A 13,730-nucleotide genomic window follows, 5' to 3' on the forward strand; every position below is an offset into this window, starting at 1 on the left:
ATATGTGGGCAAAACGCATGGCGTCTGCCGTTTGGGCAGCCGCCCGTTCCCAAATCGATGGGATAAACCCTGTCCATCGACAGGTTGCCCGACATTTTCACCCGCGCCTCAATGGGCGCCCGACCCGCGCAGCACGGCCGGAATGGTCTTGAACATGATCTTCAAGTCCAGCCAGAGCGACCAATTGTCGATGTATTTCAGGTCAAGATCCACCCAGTCCTCAAAGCTCGTGATGCGATTTCTGCCCATCACCTGCCACAGGCAGGTCAAGCCTGGCTTGACGCTCAACCGGCGGCGTTGGGCGTGCTTTTCGATCTTTTGGATCTCGTACACCGGCAAGGGCCGGGGACCAACCAGACTCATCTCCCCTCTCAGAATGTTGATGAGCTGGGGCAGTTCATCGATGCTCATCCGGCGAAGCCAGCGGCCAAAGGGAAAGACCCGGGGATCATCCTTGAGCTTGAAGACCGGTCCAGACATCTCATTCTGCCTGGCCAGCTCGGCTTGAGCAGCTTCTGCATTCGAGGTCATGGTGCGGAACTTAATCATGCTGAAGGGCTGCCCGTGCCTGCCAGCCCGGTCTTGCGTGAAAAAGATCGGGCCGCGCGAAGACAGCCTGATGCCCACCATGGCGATCAACCACAGGGGCGAAGTGGCCACCAACAGCAGGAACGCACACACCCGGTCAATCACATCCTTCATCCACAGTGACCAGGAGATCTTGGGCGTGGTGTGAAAGACGAGCATAAGCTTGCCTCCCAGAATATCGAAGGTCGGACGGGCGATCGTGGTTTGGAGGAAGTCAGCACTGAGCCACGCCTCCACCCCCTCCGTCTCGCAGGCCTGCACCGCCTCCTCCAACTGGCTGAAATACACGTGATCCACGCTGAAGATCACCCGTGAGACGGACTTGGCATGCAGCAGTTCCACCAGTTTCGAAATAGGCTCCGACGCCACTTCATAGTGCCCCACCACCTCCAGTTCAGCCCGCTGGTCGTCGGTCAGGCTCTTCAAGATCCCCTCCACCTGGGCTGGCGACCCCGCCAACAGCACCCGCTCCTTGTCCGCATGACCGGCAGCGAGCTTCTTCCGCAGCGCGCGGCGCACCATCGCCTCCCGGATCAGCAAAGCCGCCACTCCCAGCAAGGCACCCAGCACCACCACTGCGCGGCTGCGCACTTCCCACTTCAGGAAGATTTCGCAGAATCCCACCATGACCCCAATCCTCACCCCCGCCCCCAGCAGCTGACGGAGACTTGCGCCCAGCGTTTTGTTGAGGACATAGTCATAGAAGCCTCGTGACTCCAAAATGAGCGGCGTAAACGGAGCGATCACCGCCATCAGCCAGAAAAACTCCGAGAACGGCGGAATCTTGTCCAAGGTCGGCCAGATCTGGAGTGCCACAGTGCCCCGCAGCCAGTGCCCCAGCCAGAGACAGACTGCTAGCAGGACGCAGTCCAGAACTTCATGGAGCTGAAGATTGATTTCCTGACGGCGACCAAGCATAGGTTTAAGGCGGCACTCTCGCTTAGATTCTATTTAAGAGCAATTTAAATAAATTCCATAATGGCACAACTGGCATCCAGCAAAAATCTGTTCACCAGCTCCCGCCCACTCGTCGTGGGGGCTGTCAGCTCTGCCAGCACGCTGGAAGGGATTTCGCAGATCAGTCTCATTTCTGAAGAATGTGATGTCTTGGAGCTCCGCCTGGATTCCATCCGGCTTCCGCTGGAGGAGCTTCACGGTCACGCGGCGCACCTTACACTACCTATCCTCATCACGGCGAGACATCCAATTGAGGGGGGAGAGCAAGATTTGAGTGTGGATGCCAGAAGTGCGCTGCTCGAGGCCCATTTGGATGTGACGACGTTGATGGATGTGGAACTTCGCAGCGCCATGGAGCTACAGCCGCTCATCCGCAAGGCCCAGGCCAAGGGAGTCGGCGTCATTGGCTCCTTCCATGATTTCAACTCCACACCGATGGATGAGGTGCTGCGCGGCGCCGTTGATCTGGCTCTGCAGTTCCGTTTCGACGCCGTGAAAATCGCCACCATGCTGCAGAGCCCGGCGGATCTGGGGAGGCTGGTCACCCTGGCAGCCACAGAGAAACGTCTGCCGGTCAGCATCATGGGAATGGGGCCGCTTGGCCGGACGTCACGGCTTGTGCTTGCGAAATGTGGCAGCGTGCTCAATTACGGTTACCTCGGCAGTTCGAATGCCCCCGGTCAGTGGCCTGCCCGGAGGTTGAAAGAACTGTTGCAGGAACTCTAAAAATTCCCTCCTCTGTTATTGATGACCCGCACAGCCTCCGCGAGCCAGCTCCCCTCACCCTCTGACCACCCGCATGCCACTGGTGCACCACACCGTTCCTGGACGGTCTGGCGGGCGACCCAGCTTACTGCCCTCCTGCTGGCGCTTTCCCTGCCTGCCTGCAACGACGCCGGGCATCTGGACACCGCCGTTGACGCGCTCAAATCCCGGGAGAAGCAGATCCAGGCCCGGGAAGAAGCCAGTCTCGCCCATGATCGGGCCTTGGCAGACAAGGAACGCCAGCTCGCCGATACCGCAGCGGATCTGGCCAAGCAGCGCGAGGAGCTCCATCAACTCCGGCTGAGCCTGGACGCCGAGATCGTAAAGGCCCGGCAGCAGCAAGACGCCGCGCTGCGCAAGGAACGCCGCGGCCCAGCTCCGAAGGTGCAGGCTGAACGTGTCATCGTCGTGGATGCCGGCACGGGTGAAGTGCTCTTTGAAAAGAACGCTGATCGCAAAGCCCCAGTGGCCAGCACGCAGAAGCTCCTCACCGCACTGCTGCTGACGGAAGACGGTAATCTGGACCAGATTCTCACGGTGGAGCCGGACGACACCAAGTGCGCCCCCGTCCGGCTCGGCATCAAGGCGGGAGAACAGTATCCGCGCCGCCAGTTGCTGACCGCCCTGATGGTGAAAAGCTCCAACGACATTGCCCAAGCCCTGGCGCGGGACAATGCGGGCACCATGGACGAGTTCGTCAAAAAGATGAACGTCCGCGCTGCAGAGCTGGGAATGAAAGACAGTCGTTTCCTCAATCCCCACGGCCTGCCTGCCGACGGACAGTACTCCACCGCCAGGGACATGGCCCGCGTGGCCTTGACTGTGGATGCCGTGCCGGACATCCGGCGGATGGTCAGCACCAAGTCCTTCGTCTTCAAAAAGAACGACGGGAGCTGGGTCAATCTGGAAAACACCAACCGGGTGCTGCGGAACTACGCCTATTGCGATGGCATGAAGACGGGCTACGCGCAGGCTGCCGGCTATTGCCTCATCTCCAGCGGGGAGAAGGACAACCACCGCCGCATTGTGGTCGTGCTTTCCGACACCTCCCAGTCCGTCTGGAAGGATTCCCAGTCGCTCCTTGAGTGGTCGCTCAAGGGGTAGTCATTCGAGGTCTAGAATCCGAAGCTGAGTCCGACGGCGAAGAAGGCACCGCCTTCCACGTCGGATTCGAGAAGCAGCCGGCCGCTGTCCTCTTCCTCCAGACGCAGTTCCCTGCCAAACGCCCAGCCACCTCCCACATAGGCCCAGCCATCGTCCGCAATCTTGCGCTCGATCCGCACCCCAGCACGCCAGGCTTTGCGCTCCAGGCTGGATTGTTTGCCGTTGGCGGCCTCGACACTCCATCCACCGCCATCGGGATACCCTTCGAGGGCGAAACGCCAGGATTCATTGGGCGCATAGGAAAGCCGGGCGCGAGGCGGCAGCAGCGACAGGGTCCAGCGCTCGGAGATGTCCCAGATGAAACCGACGCCCGGAAAGATCTGCGCATCACCAAAGTCCTGGGAATAGTAGCCTCCCGCCAGCAGCGTGAAGGAGTCCGAAAACTTGTAGCCCACAGCCGCCAGCAAGGAGAAGATAACATCCTCGCTGTCCACCTTCGTGAAATCCGTGGCCAGCCCAACGCCTCCGAACGCGAAGGCACGCCAGGGTGAGCCCTCTGGCAGATAAACCAGGGCAGGACCAACATCCATGCGGTGGAAGGCGCTCTCCGCCAGCACATCATTGGAAAGATCCAGCGAGGTGAATTCATAGCTGGCCCGGATGCCCCAGATGTACTCGCCTGAGCGATGGGCATAGAGCGGTGAGCCCAGCCGGATCTGCAAGAACTCCACCTCGCCGCCACGCTCCACATCTGCCGAGGGCTCATACCACGTGTCAAACCTTGCCATGCGTGCGCCATCGGGATTCAGCTCCAAGGATTGCGCGTGAACGCCAGCCCCGATTACGAGGCTGAACATGGCGGCTAGGAAAGCGGCAGACTTCATGGGGGGAGGAAGAAAGGAATGATGCAGGTACTCAAAAAGCAAGGAGCCCGGAATCATCTTCCGGGCCCCCAAAGTTCAAAGCAAAGTTGAGTGAACTCGTTCACTCACTCGTGCAGGCGGACTACTTGATCTCCCAGCAGCCCCCTTCGACCGTGCTACGGGCGAAAAGATGGTTGTAGGCGAGAACCGGGTAGCTCCACACTTTGCCTTCGACAATGGATTCACGTTTCAATTCGCTGTACTTGGCCGGATCGGCCTTAATGAAAACGACTTCTCCCTTGTCGCTCAGGGCAATGATGGTATCGCCGCTCAGGATGACCTGCCCGGGGCCAAAGCCAGGCTGGGTCCAGACGTCCTTGCCAGTGCGGATGTCCACGCATGCGACAGGGCCGTCGCCGTATTGCTTGAAGCTGAACATGCCATAGAGGTAACCATCCTTCACCACGGGGGTGCTCCAGTGGTTGAAGCACTCATTCTCACGACGCCAGAGGGGAGCGGCTTCGAGGCCGGACCCGGACTTGGAGATCTTGAAGGCGCCCGCGCCCACGCCATAGCCGGCGGAGCAGTACACCACGTCTTCATAAACCACCGGGGAGGCGGCCGTGCTGACCTTGAAGGGGAAGTCCCCTCTCCAGATCACATTGCCCTTCTGTGGATCCACTGCCACGAGCCCTTTTTGCGTGAAGAAGATGCACTGGTGCACGCCGAGAATATCGGCGATCACCGGGGTGGCGTGGGTCATGCGATCGTCCTCGCCCTTCCACACAATGTCACCGGTCTTCTTGTTCAGACCCAGGAGGGCTTGGCCAGGACCACCGCCGCACATCAGCAGGATTTCGCCATCGATCACCGGGGAAGCGGCGTTCTGCCACTTGATCTGGACCCCCGAGTTGTCCTTCATCACGTCGCGCTTCCAGGCTTCCTTGCCCGAGGTGGCGTCAAAGGCATACACTCCCAGGTTGGCATCGATGACGTACACCTTGCCGTCATTCACGATCGGCGTGGAGCGCGGGCCATCGCCCCCTTTGTTGGCGGGTGTCCCCGAGTCACCGCCACCGTCATATTTCACGATGGTAAGAGGCTGGGCCCAGAGTTCCTTGCCCGACTTCACATCCAGGGCGATCAGCACCTCGCTGTTGTTGCCTTCCACATCACGGGTGATGATGGTGTAGGCCTTCGCACCGGCCACGGCAAAGGAGCCGAAGCCCTTGGGTGTCTCCACCTTCCAGCGCTTGTTCAGCTTCACCTTGCTGGCATCAGCCACCGGCAGCACCGGAGCGGTACCATCCGTCTTGGGCCCCCGGAAGCTGGGCCATTCCGTCGGACCGGAGGCGGCAGCCGTTGAGGTGGCGCGGGCGGGCAGCAGAGGCGGTGCAGCTTGGGAAACGACGGCTGAAACGGCCAGGCCGCCAAGCACCACGGGGGCAATAAATCGGGTCATCATACAAGTTAACAACGGAAGATGAGCATGAAGGCATAGTTGGAAACTTCTCCAACTGCCCTGGAGGAGACAGCAAAACGCATTTGCCCCGGTTTGTCTATCTCAGAGAAATCCCTTCCGCCCAGTAAAAAGACTGGGGCGCTTTGTGGCAAAATCCTCACATTCAGACGGGCGACACCCGTCTGGCGGTCTAGTTGGCTCCACTAACCGCGCCCGATCCCGGTGATCAGGCGTCTTCGAAAGTCTTGGCGCGAGGCTCGCGCTCAATGGTGTCGGCGTCGCTCGGGGCGGTGACGAAAGGGCCGCCTTCCAGAGGCGCAATGCCGGTGAAGGCAATCTCCGGCATCTCGCTGGGCTTGCCTGCCAGCGGGAACTCCTTGCGGAGCGGGTAGAAGGGATAACCCTCCCACATGAGGATGCGGCGCAGGTCCGGATGGCCGTCGAAACGGATTCCCATCATGTCGAACACTTCACGCTCATGCCATTCCGCCGTGGCCCAGAGGTCGCTCACCGTGGGAGCTTCCTGCTCTTCGGTCAGCAAGGATTTCACCCGCAGATGCTGGTGGTGGGACAGGCTGTAGAGCTCATACACCATCTCAAAACGGGGGGCCGTCTCGAAGTGGTCCACACTGGAGACGTCGATCAGATAGTCGAAACCCATCTCATCCCGGCAGTACCGCAGGAAGGGTTTGAGCGACTCCAAGGTGACCGTGAGGGAGGTCTCTCCACGAAACTCGGTGTTTCCGGTGACTTGGGAGCCAAACTTCTCCACAAGGGCTTTGACGATCTGGGACACATCCATGGCAGGAAGGCGGCGGGAAAAGGCGGAGACGGCTTAGGAGAGCTGTTCGACAAGCTCTTTCTTCTGATCCAGGAGCGAATGCTCCTTCTCGATCTTCTGCTGGAGGCGGAAGAATCCTTCCAGAAGCGCCTCAGGCCGGGGCGGGCAGCCGGAAATGTAAACATCCACCGGAATGAGGCGGTCAATCCCCTGGAGCACCGCATAGCTGCGATACATGCCGCCGCTGCTGGCGCAGGCCCCCATGGCGATGCACCACTTGGGCTCAGGCATCTGGTCCCAGATGCGCTTCACCGCGAGAGCCATCTTGTAGGTGACCGTCCCGGCCACCACCATCACATCGCTCTGGCGGGGAGAGAAACGGAACACCTCTGCTCCGAAGCGGGAAATGTCATACCGGGAGGAAGCGGTCGCCATGAGCTCGATCGCGCAGCAGGCGAGACCCATGGGCATGGGCCAGAGGGAGTTTTTCCGCATCCAGTTGATCGCGGCGTCGAGCCGGGTGATGACCACATTGCTCTCGATCTTGGAGTCGTAGGCAAAGGGAGTGGTGCTGGTGGCTTCAGTCATGGCAAGGCCGGGTGGAACAATGGCCAACCTAAACGCCCGGTTCAACCGGGCAACCGCTTTGTGAAAATTTTCACAAGCCCGTATCCCGCCTTTCCGGCGGCCATCCCCCCGTGTCATTCATCCCAATCATGAATTCTTTGCCCCAGACTCCCCCCTTGCATCCCCCGCCATTCCCCTTATTCTAGCACCCCTCTAAATCATCATGAACCAACTTGACCAACTGAAGAAACACACCGTGGTCGTGGCCGACACGGGCGACTTTGAGGCGATGCGCGCCTATCAGCCCCAGGATGCCACCACGAATCCTTCCTTGATTCTCGCCGCCTCTCAGAAGGCCGAGTACAAGCCTCTGGTGGACAAGGCGGTCACGGATCACAAAGGATCGACCCTGAGCGGCGGCGCCCTGGTGGAGTCCGTCATCGACAGCATCCTCGTGAATTTCGGCCAGGAAATCCTGAAGATCGTGCCGGGTCGCGTCTCCACAGAAGTGGACGCCCGCCTCTCCTTCGACACCCAGGGCACCATCGACAAGGCCCGCCACATCATCGACCTCTACGAGAAGTCCGGTGCCTCCCGTGAGCGCATCCTGATCAAGATCGCCTCCACTTGGGAAGGCATCAAGGCCGCCGAAGTGCTCCAGAAGGAAGGCATCAACTGCAACCTGACGCTCCTTTTCAGCCTCGCCCAGGCCGTCGCCTGCGCTGAAGGCGGCATTAAGCTGATCTCCCCCTTCGTCGGTCGTATCCTCGACTGGCACAAGAAGAGCACCGGCAAGGACTACGGCCCCACGGAAGATCCGGGCGTCGTGTCCGTGACCCAGATCTACAACTACTACAAACACTTCGACTACAAGACCGAAGTGATGGGCGCCAGCTTCCGCAACAAGGGCGAAATCACCGAACTGTGCGGTTGTGACCTTCTCACCATCAGCCCCTCGCTGCTGGGTGAGCTGCAGGCCGCCAGCGAGCCGATCTCGCCCAAGTTGAACACCGAGCACGCCAAGTCCCTCTCCATTGAGCGTCTGAACCTCGATGAAAAGAACTTCCGCTGGCTCTTCAACGAAGATGCGATGGCCACGGAGAAGACCGCCGAAGGCATCCGCAAGTTCGCTGAGGACATCGTGAAGCTTGAGAAGCTGGTGCAGGCTGCCCTGTAAGGCCCGCTCACGCCCCTCCCCTCATTTGATATGCTCAAGGCCGCGTCCTCACCCGGACGCGGCCTTGTTTTTTCATCATCATAGGGAAGATCACAACAAGCCCGGCATGCGATGAAGGACAAGCCGTGCACAATCCCATTGCCATCGTCACTTAAACAGTCACAATGGACGTCCTTCACGCTTCCGCTCCCAATGTCTGATTCACAAGAGACAACGCCGCCGCTCGATCTTTCCAGTCTTCGCCTCGCGCCCAGCTGGGTGGCTGACTTCGGCAAATCCAAGCCTTCTACCGGCGCCGACTTCCCCGAGGAAGACACCCGCCAACGTCGTGACTTCAAAGATCGCGGACGCGACGGAGGTCGTGGCGGCATGAGCCGCGGTGGCTTTGGTGATCGCCGTGGTCCTGGCGGTCCCGGAGGCTGTGGCGGCGGCGGAGACAGACGCTCCTTTGACAAACCACGCAGCGGCCCTGGCGGTGATCGTCGTGATGACCGTCGCGGCGGCGGCGGCGGCTTCCGTGGAGATCGTGATCGCGGTGGACGGTATCAAGGGCAAGATGACCGTGGTGGACGCCCCAATTTTGACCAGGCCCCACGGCCTGTGCCCGGCCTGACCGTGGGTGTGGAGCCTGAAGCTCGCGCCACGGAAGCCATGGCTGCCATGATCCGCACCGCAGGCAAGGCCTACAGCGTCTTTGACGCCGCCCGACTCGTCCTCGCCAATGGTGAACGTTTCCACGTGAAGTTCAGCCTCGCAGCAGACGCTCCCGGCAAGCTCTACACCGTTCCTCAGGACGGCTCACTCTGGCTGGGCCGCGAAGATGCGCTGGCGCACTTCCTCCACAGTGAGGCGCTCAAGGAATTCTACGTGTCAGAGCAGATCGAGCTGGAAGAGCCCAAGGGCAACTTCGCCAGCGTGGCGGTGTGCGGCATGAGTGGCGAGCCCCTGGGCCCGCCCAGCCATCACAGCTACCAGACCAATCTCCACCGCCTGCATCGCGAGCGGTTCAATCATCTCCCGTTCGAAGAGTACAAGCGCCGCGTTCGCACCGACAGCACTCCTGAAGCGGTCGAGAAGTGGAAGGAATCCCAGAAGCACGGCACCCAGTGGGTGTGGCAGAAGGGCGAGGTCGCAGAGGGTGCCGAGCCGCTGCGATTCAAGTCCCGCGCCGACATGGAGACCCATTTCCGCAAAGCGCATGCTGACACCCTGGTGGGCGAGGTGAGCGAAGCGACGGTGTCCGGCAACATTCCCAAGCGCCTGCTGGCTCCCGCCCTCTACAACCACCTGCGCCGCGCCGTGGACGAAGCCCGGAAGCATCTTCTGGCAACCGCCCAGCAGCTCTGTAGCGGCTTTGAGCATCATGGCCTGAAGCTCTTCAAACGCCGCGGTGGCAAGCTCTGGGTGAGCCGCGTGCGCCCCCGTTCTCTCGATTCCAGCGTGGTGCTTTCCGATCGCATTGCGAAGCTGGTGGAACTGATCAAGACCAAGCCGGGCGTCTCCACCAAGGAACTGCTCGATCTCGTGGCCCCCGCCGCTGCGGCAGCTCCGGCCCCGGCAGAAGCAGTGGCCGACCCCGCCCCTGTCGCGGAGGCACCCGCAGAAGCTCCAGTGGTCGAGGAAACTCCGTCCGAGGAAACCGTCGAAGCCACCAGCGAGGCCGCACCCGCGTCCGCTGAAGAAGGCACCGTTGAAGCAGTTGCCGAAACGACCGAAGCCCCGGCTGAAGAGCCCGCTCACCAGCCCTCTCCTGAGCATGTGCAGTTGCTGAAAGACCTTCATTGGCTCAACAGCGAAGGCTACGTGATCGAGTACGCAGACGGAGTGGTCTTCCCCGGTGTGACGGAACCGCCGCCCGCCAAGCCCAAGCCTGTGAAAGCGCAGCCCGCCCAAGCCGCTGTTGCTGCTGGCGATGCGACGGCTGAGGAAGCAGCACCCGCTGCTGAAGAGCCGACCGTAGAGGTGGCCGCAGAAACCGAAGTGCCCGTAGAGGTGACTGACGTGGTGGAAACGGAGCCTGCGCCTCACGTCGAAGTGGATGCCGTGGAAGGCACTTCTGATCCCGTGGTGGAAGCGGCGGCCGAAGTGGCCGCAGTGGAGACCGCGGAAGAAGCCCCTGCCGAAGTCGCAGCCACACAGGAAGAGACTCAAGAAGCGGCTGCGGCTGCACCTGAGGAAGAACAGGACAAGGCCAAAGCCTAAGGTCGCCCCAGATTTAGTTATCGCACTCACCCATGTCTGGGCCAACGCCTGGACATGGGTGATTTGTATTGGCAGGTGACGAAATCGCCACGCCGCACGGTTTGCAGCCGGAATGACCGGAGTGCCATAGTTGGCGCAACTCCAACCCTCCTGCCCATCTCATGCGCAAGAAAAAGGTCCTCTTCGTCTGCACTCACAACAGCGCCCGCAGCCAGATGGCTGAGGCCTGGCTCAACTATCTTTGCGGTGATTTTGCCGTGGCCGAGAGCGCTGGCATCGAAGCCGGAAACCTCAACCCGCTGGCGGTCCGAGCCATGCAGGAAGTGGGGATCGACATCTCCCACAAGCACTCCAAGCATGTGCTGGATCTGTTCAGTTCCGGTCATCGCTATGATGTGGTCGTCACCGTCTGCGACGATGAGACGGCTGAGAAGTGCCCGCTTTTCCCCGGCCTCCTCACCCGTCTGCACTGGAGCTTCCATGACCCAGCCCTCTTCACCGGCACGGATGAAGAGAAGCTCGCTGAAGTGCGCAAGGTGCGCGACCAGATCAAAGCCGAGGTCGAGGCCTGGAAAGCCCAGGAACTGGCCGAGATGCTGGAGCACGGCTACGCGACGCCCTCACAGGCGTAGCCAGCTGGGTCTCACCTCTGATCACATCCCCAACTTCCGCTCCAGCGCAGCCTCCATGGCCCGCTCCACCAGGAGCACTGCCAGGGTCTGCGTGGCATCATCCAGAGCCTGATTGGCCGCCTTCAGGGCCCGCGCATCGTGAGGCTCCACGCCCAGCAGGCGCCTCACCTCCGCATTGCACTCGCGTATCCTCACCGTTTCCGCCGGTTCAAGCAGGCCTTCACACTGGATCAGCGCCTCGTCCACCGCAGCAGTTAGCTCCTCGCTCTTGAGTCGGGCTTCGGTCCAGATGCGCTCGTTCATGTCTTCAAAGGCGAAGTCCACGCTCTCCGCGATCATCTGCTCCACGCGCGCATCTTCTACATCCACGGCAGAATTCTGGATCTCGAGCACCGTGTCCACCTGCGTGGCGGTGTCGCGGGCCAGCACCTGAAGGATGCCGTTGGCGTCGATCGCAAACTGCACCCCTACCCGGGCACTGCCCTTGGGTCCGGCCGGGAAAGGCACCGCCACCCGCCCGAGTTCCCAGTTATCCTTGGCCAGCTCCCGCTCCCCCTGCAGCACGCGGATGAGCATCTCGGACTGGTTGGCCACCGCATTGGTGAACATCTCCCCGGCCTTGCAGGGGATGGTCGAGTTGCGAGGGATGATCACGTTCATGAGACCGCCAAAAGTCTCAATGCCGAGCGAGAGCGGCGTGACATCTAGCAGCACTACCTGACGCAGCGATCCCGCCAAAATACCGGCCTGAATGACGGCCCCCATCGCAATGGCTTCGTCAGGGTTCTGGGAAACATCCGGCTCCCGCTGGAAGATGGATCGCACGGTCTCGCGCACCAGCGGCATGCGAGTGCTGCCCCCCACCAGGATCACGTCATGCAGATCGGACACCTCGCACCGGGCATCTGCCAGGGCTCTCAGGCAATGTTTGCGCGTGCGTTCCATCAGGGGCTGGGTGAGCCCCTCCAGATCGCCGCGGGTCACCGTGACCTGCACGCTTTGTTGTTCGAGGAAAAACGGCAGCAGTACCTCTGTCGAAGAGGCTGAGGAGAGATGCTTCTTGGCCTCCTCTGCGGCGGTGATCAATCGCATGCGCGGCAGGGCTGCCAGGACATCAAATCCCCGACCATCTCCATCCAGACCGGACTGCTCCCAGATCCACTCGGCCAGGGTGCGGTCGATGTCATCACCGCCCAACTGGGTATCACCTGCGGTGGAAAGCACCTGGAAAACGCCATCCCGCATCTCCAGCACAGAGATATCGAAGGTGCCTCCGCCCAAGTCATACACGGCAATGCGCCGATGCTCCTCCAGCTTGTCCAACCCATAGGCCAGCGCCGCCGCAGTGGGCTCGGCAAGAATCCGCTCCACCGTCAGCCCGGCCTGCTCGCCCGCCAGCTTGGTGGCATTGCGCTGGGCATCATTGAAAAACGCTGGCACCGTGATGACCGCCCGCGTGACCGGCACTTCCAGGGCACGTTCCACCACCGCTTTGAGGTGCCTGAGGATGTCTGCACTCACCTGCACGGCAGTTTTGCCCAGGCCCGCGAGATCATAGGGCGGTTGCCAGGCCGACTCCCCTGCCCGGCGCCCCACAAGGCGCTTCACCGAGGTGACCGTATGCTGCACATCCACCGCCCGCTGACGCACGGCTGCACTGCCCACCACCACCTCACCGTCTGGCCCATAGTGAACCGCAGACGGCGTCATCCGGGAGCCCTCGCCATCCGCCAGGAGGATGGGAAACCCGCTGTCCACCACCCCCACAAGGGAATTGGTGGTGCCGAGATCGATGCCGAGGATGTAGTCTGAGGCCATAGCACGGGCACGTTAGCGCGGGGCGCAGTCGCATCCAGCACCAATGCACTGAATGCCTCTACATCATCAGTTGCAGCAGCCGTTCGCGGATCTGCGCCTGCCACTTGGTCAGGTAGGCCATGCGGGCCTGCAGGGAGGCGATTTCCTTCCAGGTCTCCAGACTGGCGGGATCCGACTCCAGCCGGGTGTCCAGCTCAGGCAGCACGGTCTCCATCTCCTCCAGGCGGGAAGCGATGGAGGAGCCCAGTTCCTCCAGCCGCTCGCGCTGTTGCATTTCCTCGTTGGCCAGAAGGGCCTTGGCGAGCGCACTCTGGGCGCGGCTCTTCCTCTCCACAATCTTGGCCGAGGCATCCAGCGTCTGCCCGATGCTGGAGAACAGGCTCATCATCCGCTCGTCAAGCGGCACAGTGCGCCAACTCCTAGCGGCCTCCGGGGCGGCGACTTCCATGAGATGCTTCACCCGCTTGTCCGGGGCCTTCAGCACTTCATAAGCCGCATTGACTTCTGAGGCTTCGCGATCACTGCCCCCGTGATCCGGATGCGCCTGTCTGCTTCGGCTCAGATAAGCCTGTTGCAAGGTTCCCTCGTCCAGGGACAGACGGGCAGGAAGAGCGAGGATATCAAAGGCGTTGGTCACAGGGCAGCGATTTTCCGGTTCACTCAGGATGAACTACCTGGCACCAGCAGTTGCTACAAGCATTAGCAAACCAGTGGATTGCAACATGAGCCAACTTGCAGAGGATTGCACGTCGCAGCGGGGTTTTTCGCCAAATTTGTGTTGGGCGGCATGACGCGTTGTATGATTTCGGCGCAA

12 protein-coding genes are annotated in these 13,730 nt (G+C 61.1%); 5 read left to right on the forward strand and 7 right to left on the reverse strand.

The features are described from left to right. Positions 1-108: 108 nt before the first annotated feature. Entirely contained in the window at positions 109-1,506 is a 1,398-nt protein-coding gene (locus BV106_RS00405) for a sugar transferase (protein ID WP_038158720.1), read from the reverse strand. Between the two features lie 60 nt (positions 1,507-1,566). On the opposite strand from BV106_RS00405, the gene BV106_RS00410 reads away from it, so the two are divergent. Both BV106_RS00410 and BV106_RS34830 read left to right on the forward strand, forming a co-directional pair. Continuing rightward, on the forward strand, positions 1,567-2,271 hold the full coding sequence (locus BV106_RS00410; protein ID WP_038158722.1) for a type I 3-dehydroquinate dehydratase: 705 nt from the start codon (positions 1,567-1,569) through the stop codon (positions 2,269-2,271). A gap of 21 nt (positions 2,272-2,292) precedes the next feature. Beyond that, positions 2,293-3,414: a D-alanyl-D-alanine carboxypeptidase family protein gene (locus BV106_RS34830; RefSeq protein ID WP_051944598.1), complete on the forward strand. Its 1,122-nt coding sequence runs from the start codon at positions 2,293-2,295 to the stop codon at positions 3,412-3,414. Positions 3,415-3,425: 11 nt separating this feature from the next. Here the strand turns inward: BV106_RS34830 and BV106_RS00420 are convergent, their stop codons facing one another. From BV106_RS00420 to nuoB, 4 genes are all read right to left on the reverse strand, one after another. Beyond that, on the reverse strand, positions 3,426-4,298 hold the full coding sequence (locus BV106_RS00420; RefSeq protein ID WP_265595172.1) for a DUF6268 family outer membrane beta-barrel protein: 873 nt from the start codon (positions 4,296-4,298) through the stop codon (positions 3,426-3,428). A 121-nt stretch (positions 4,299-4,419) separates the two neighbouring features. Continuing rightward, positions 4,420-5,742, reverse strand: a complete 1,323-nt coding sequence (locus BV106_RS00425) for a PQQ-like beta-propeller repeat protein (protein ID WP_038158725.1) — start codon at positions 5,740-5,742, stop codon at positions 4,420-4,422. A gap of 223 nt (positions 5,743-5,965) precedes the next feature. Beyond that, positions 5,966-6,541, reverse strand: coding sequence for an NADH-quinone oxidoreductase subunit C (locus tag BV106_RS00430; RefSeq protein WP_038158729.1), 576 nt, complete (start codon positions 6,539-6,541; stop codon positions 5,966-5,968). Between the two features lie 33 nt (positions 6,542-6,574). Beyond that, the gene (gene nuoB / locus BV106_RS00435) at positions 6,575-7,108 is read right to left on the reverse strand and encodes an NADH-quinone oxidoreductase subunit NuoB (protein ID WP_009959337.1); all 534 of its coding nucleotides are present in this window, start codon (positions 7,106-7,108) and stop codon (positions 6,575-6,577) included. A gap of 202 nt (positions 7,109-7,310) precedes the next feature. Here nuoB and tal point away from each other — a divergent pair, with 202 nt between their 5' ends. The 3 genes from tal (at position 7,311) to BV106_RS00455 (ending at position 11,098) form a co-directional block, all read left to right on the forward strand. Then, positions 7,311-8,264, forward strand: coding sequence for a transaldolase (gene tal / locus BV106_RS00440; RefSeq protein ID WP_304945251.1), 954 nt, complete (start codon positions 7,311-7,313; stop codon positions 8,262-8,264). A gap of 192 nt (positions 8,265-8,456) precedes the next feature. Then, entirely contained in the window at positions 8,457-10,466 is a 2,010-nt protein-coding gene (locus BV106_RS00450) for a hypothetical protein (protein WP_265595173.1), read from the forward strand. 161 nt (positions 10,467-10,627) lie between these two features. Further along, on the forward strand, positions 10,628-11,098 hold the full coding sequence (locus tag BV106_RS00455; RefSeq protein ID WP_038158746.1) for an arsenate reductase ArsC: 471 nt from the start codon (positions 10,628-10,630) through the stop codon (positions 11,096-11,098). Positions 11,099-11,119: 21 nt separating this feature from the next. On the opposite strand, the gene BV106_RS00460 is transcribed toward BV106_RS00455, so the two are convergent. Further along, a complete protein-coding gene (locus BV106_RS00460; protein WP_038158749.1) occupies positions 11,120-12,916 on the reverse strand; it encodes an Hsp70 family protein in 1,797 nt (598 codons plus the stop codon). 58 nt (positions 12,917-12,974) lie between these two features. Then, complete coding sequence (locus tag BV106_RS00465) at positions 12,975-13,553, reverse strand: DnaJ domain-containing protein (protein ID WP_038158752.1); 579 nt, start codon at positions 13,551-13,553, stop codon at positions 12,975-12,977. Positions 13,554-13,730: the final 177 nt, after the last annotated feature.

The organism is Verrucomicrobium sp. BvORR106 (assembly GCF_000739655.1).
Classification (GTDB): domain Bacteria; phylum Verrucomicrobiota; class Verrucomicrobiia; order Verrucomicrobiales; family Verrucomicrobiaceae; genus Verrucomicrobium.

Bases quoted from the DNA above. Each gene is read 5' to 3' on its own strand.
- BV106_RS00455 (WP_038158746.1), top strand. From the start codon at position 10,628: ATGCGCAAGAAAAAGGTCCTCTTCGTCTGCACTCACAACAGCGCCCGC.
- BV106_RS00405 (WP_038158720.1), bottom strand. From the start codon at position 1,506: ATGCTTGGTCGCCGTCAGGAAATCAATCTTCAGCTCCATGAAGTTCTG.
- BV106_RS00450 (WP_265595173.1), top strand. From the start codon at position 8,457: ATGTCTGATTCACAAGAGACAACGCCGCCGCTCGATCTTTCCAGTCTT.
- tal (WP_304945251.1), top strand. From the start codon at position 7,311: ATGAACCAACTTGACCAACTGAAGAAACACACCGTGGTCGTGGCCGAC.
- BV106_RS00410 (WP_038158722.1), top strand. From the start codon at position 1,567: ATGGCACAACTGGCATCCAGCAAAAATCTGTTCACCAGCTCCCGCCCA.
- BV106_RS00430 (WP_038158729.1), bottom strand. From the start codon at position 6,541: ATGGATGTGTCCCAGATCGTCAAAGCCCTTGTGGAGAAGTTTGGCTCC.
- nuoB (WP_009959337.1), bottom strand. From the start codon at position 7,108: ATGACTGAAGCCACCAGCACCACTCCCTTTGCCTACGACTCCAAGATC.
- BV106_RS00425 (WP_038158725.1), bottom strand. From the start codon at position 5,742: ATGATGACCCGATTTATTGCCCCCGTGGTGCTTGGCGGCCTGGCCGTT.
- BV106_RS00460 (WP_038158749.1), bottom strand. From the start codon at position 12,916: ATGGCCTCAGACTACATCCTCGGCATCGATCTCGGCACCACCAATTCC.
- BV106_RS00420 (WP_265595172.1), bottom strand. From the start codon at position 4,298: ATGAAGTCTGCCGCTTTCCTAGCCGCCATGTTCAGCCTCGTAATCGGG.
- BV106_RS34830 (WP_051944598.1), top strand. From the start codon at position 2,293: ATGACCCGCACAGCCTCCGCGAGCCAGCTCCCCTCACCCTCTGACCAC.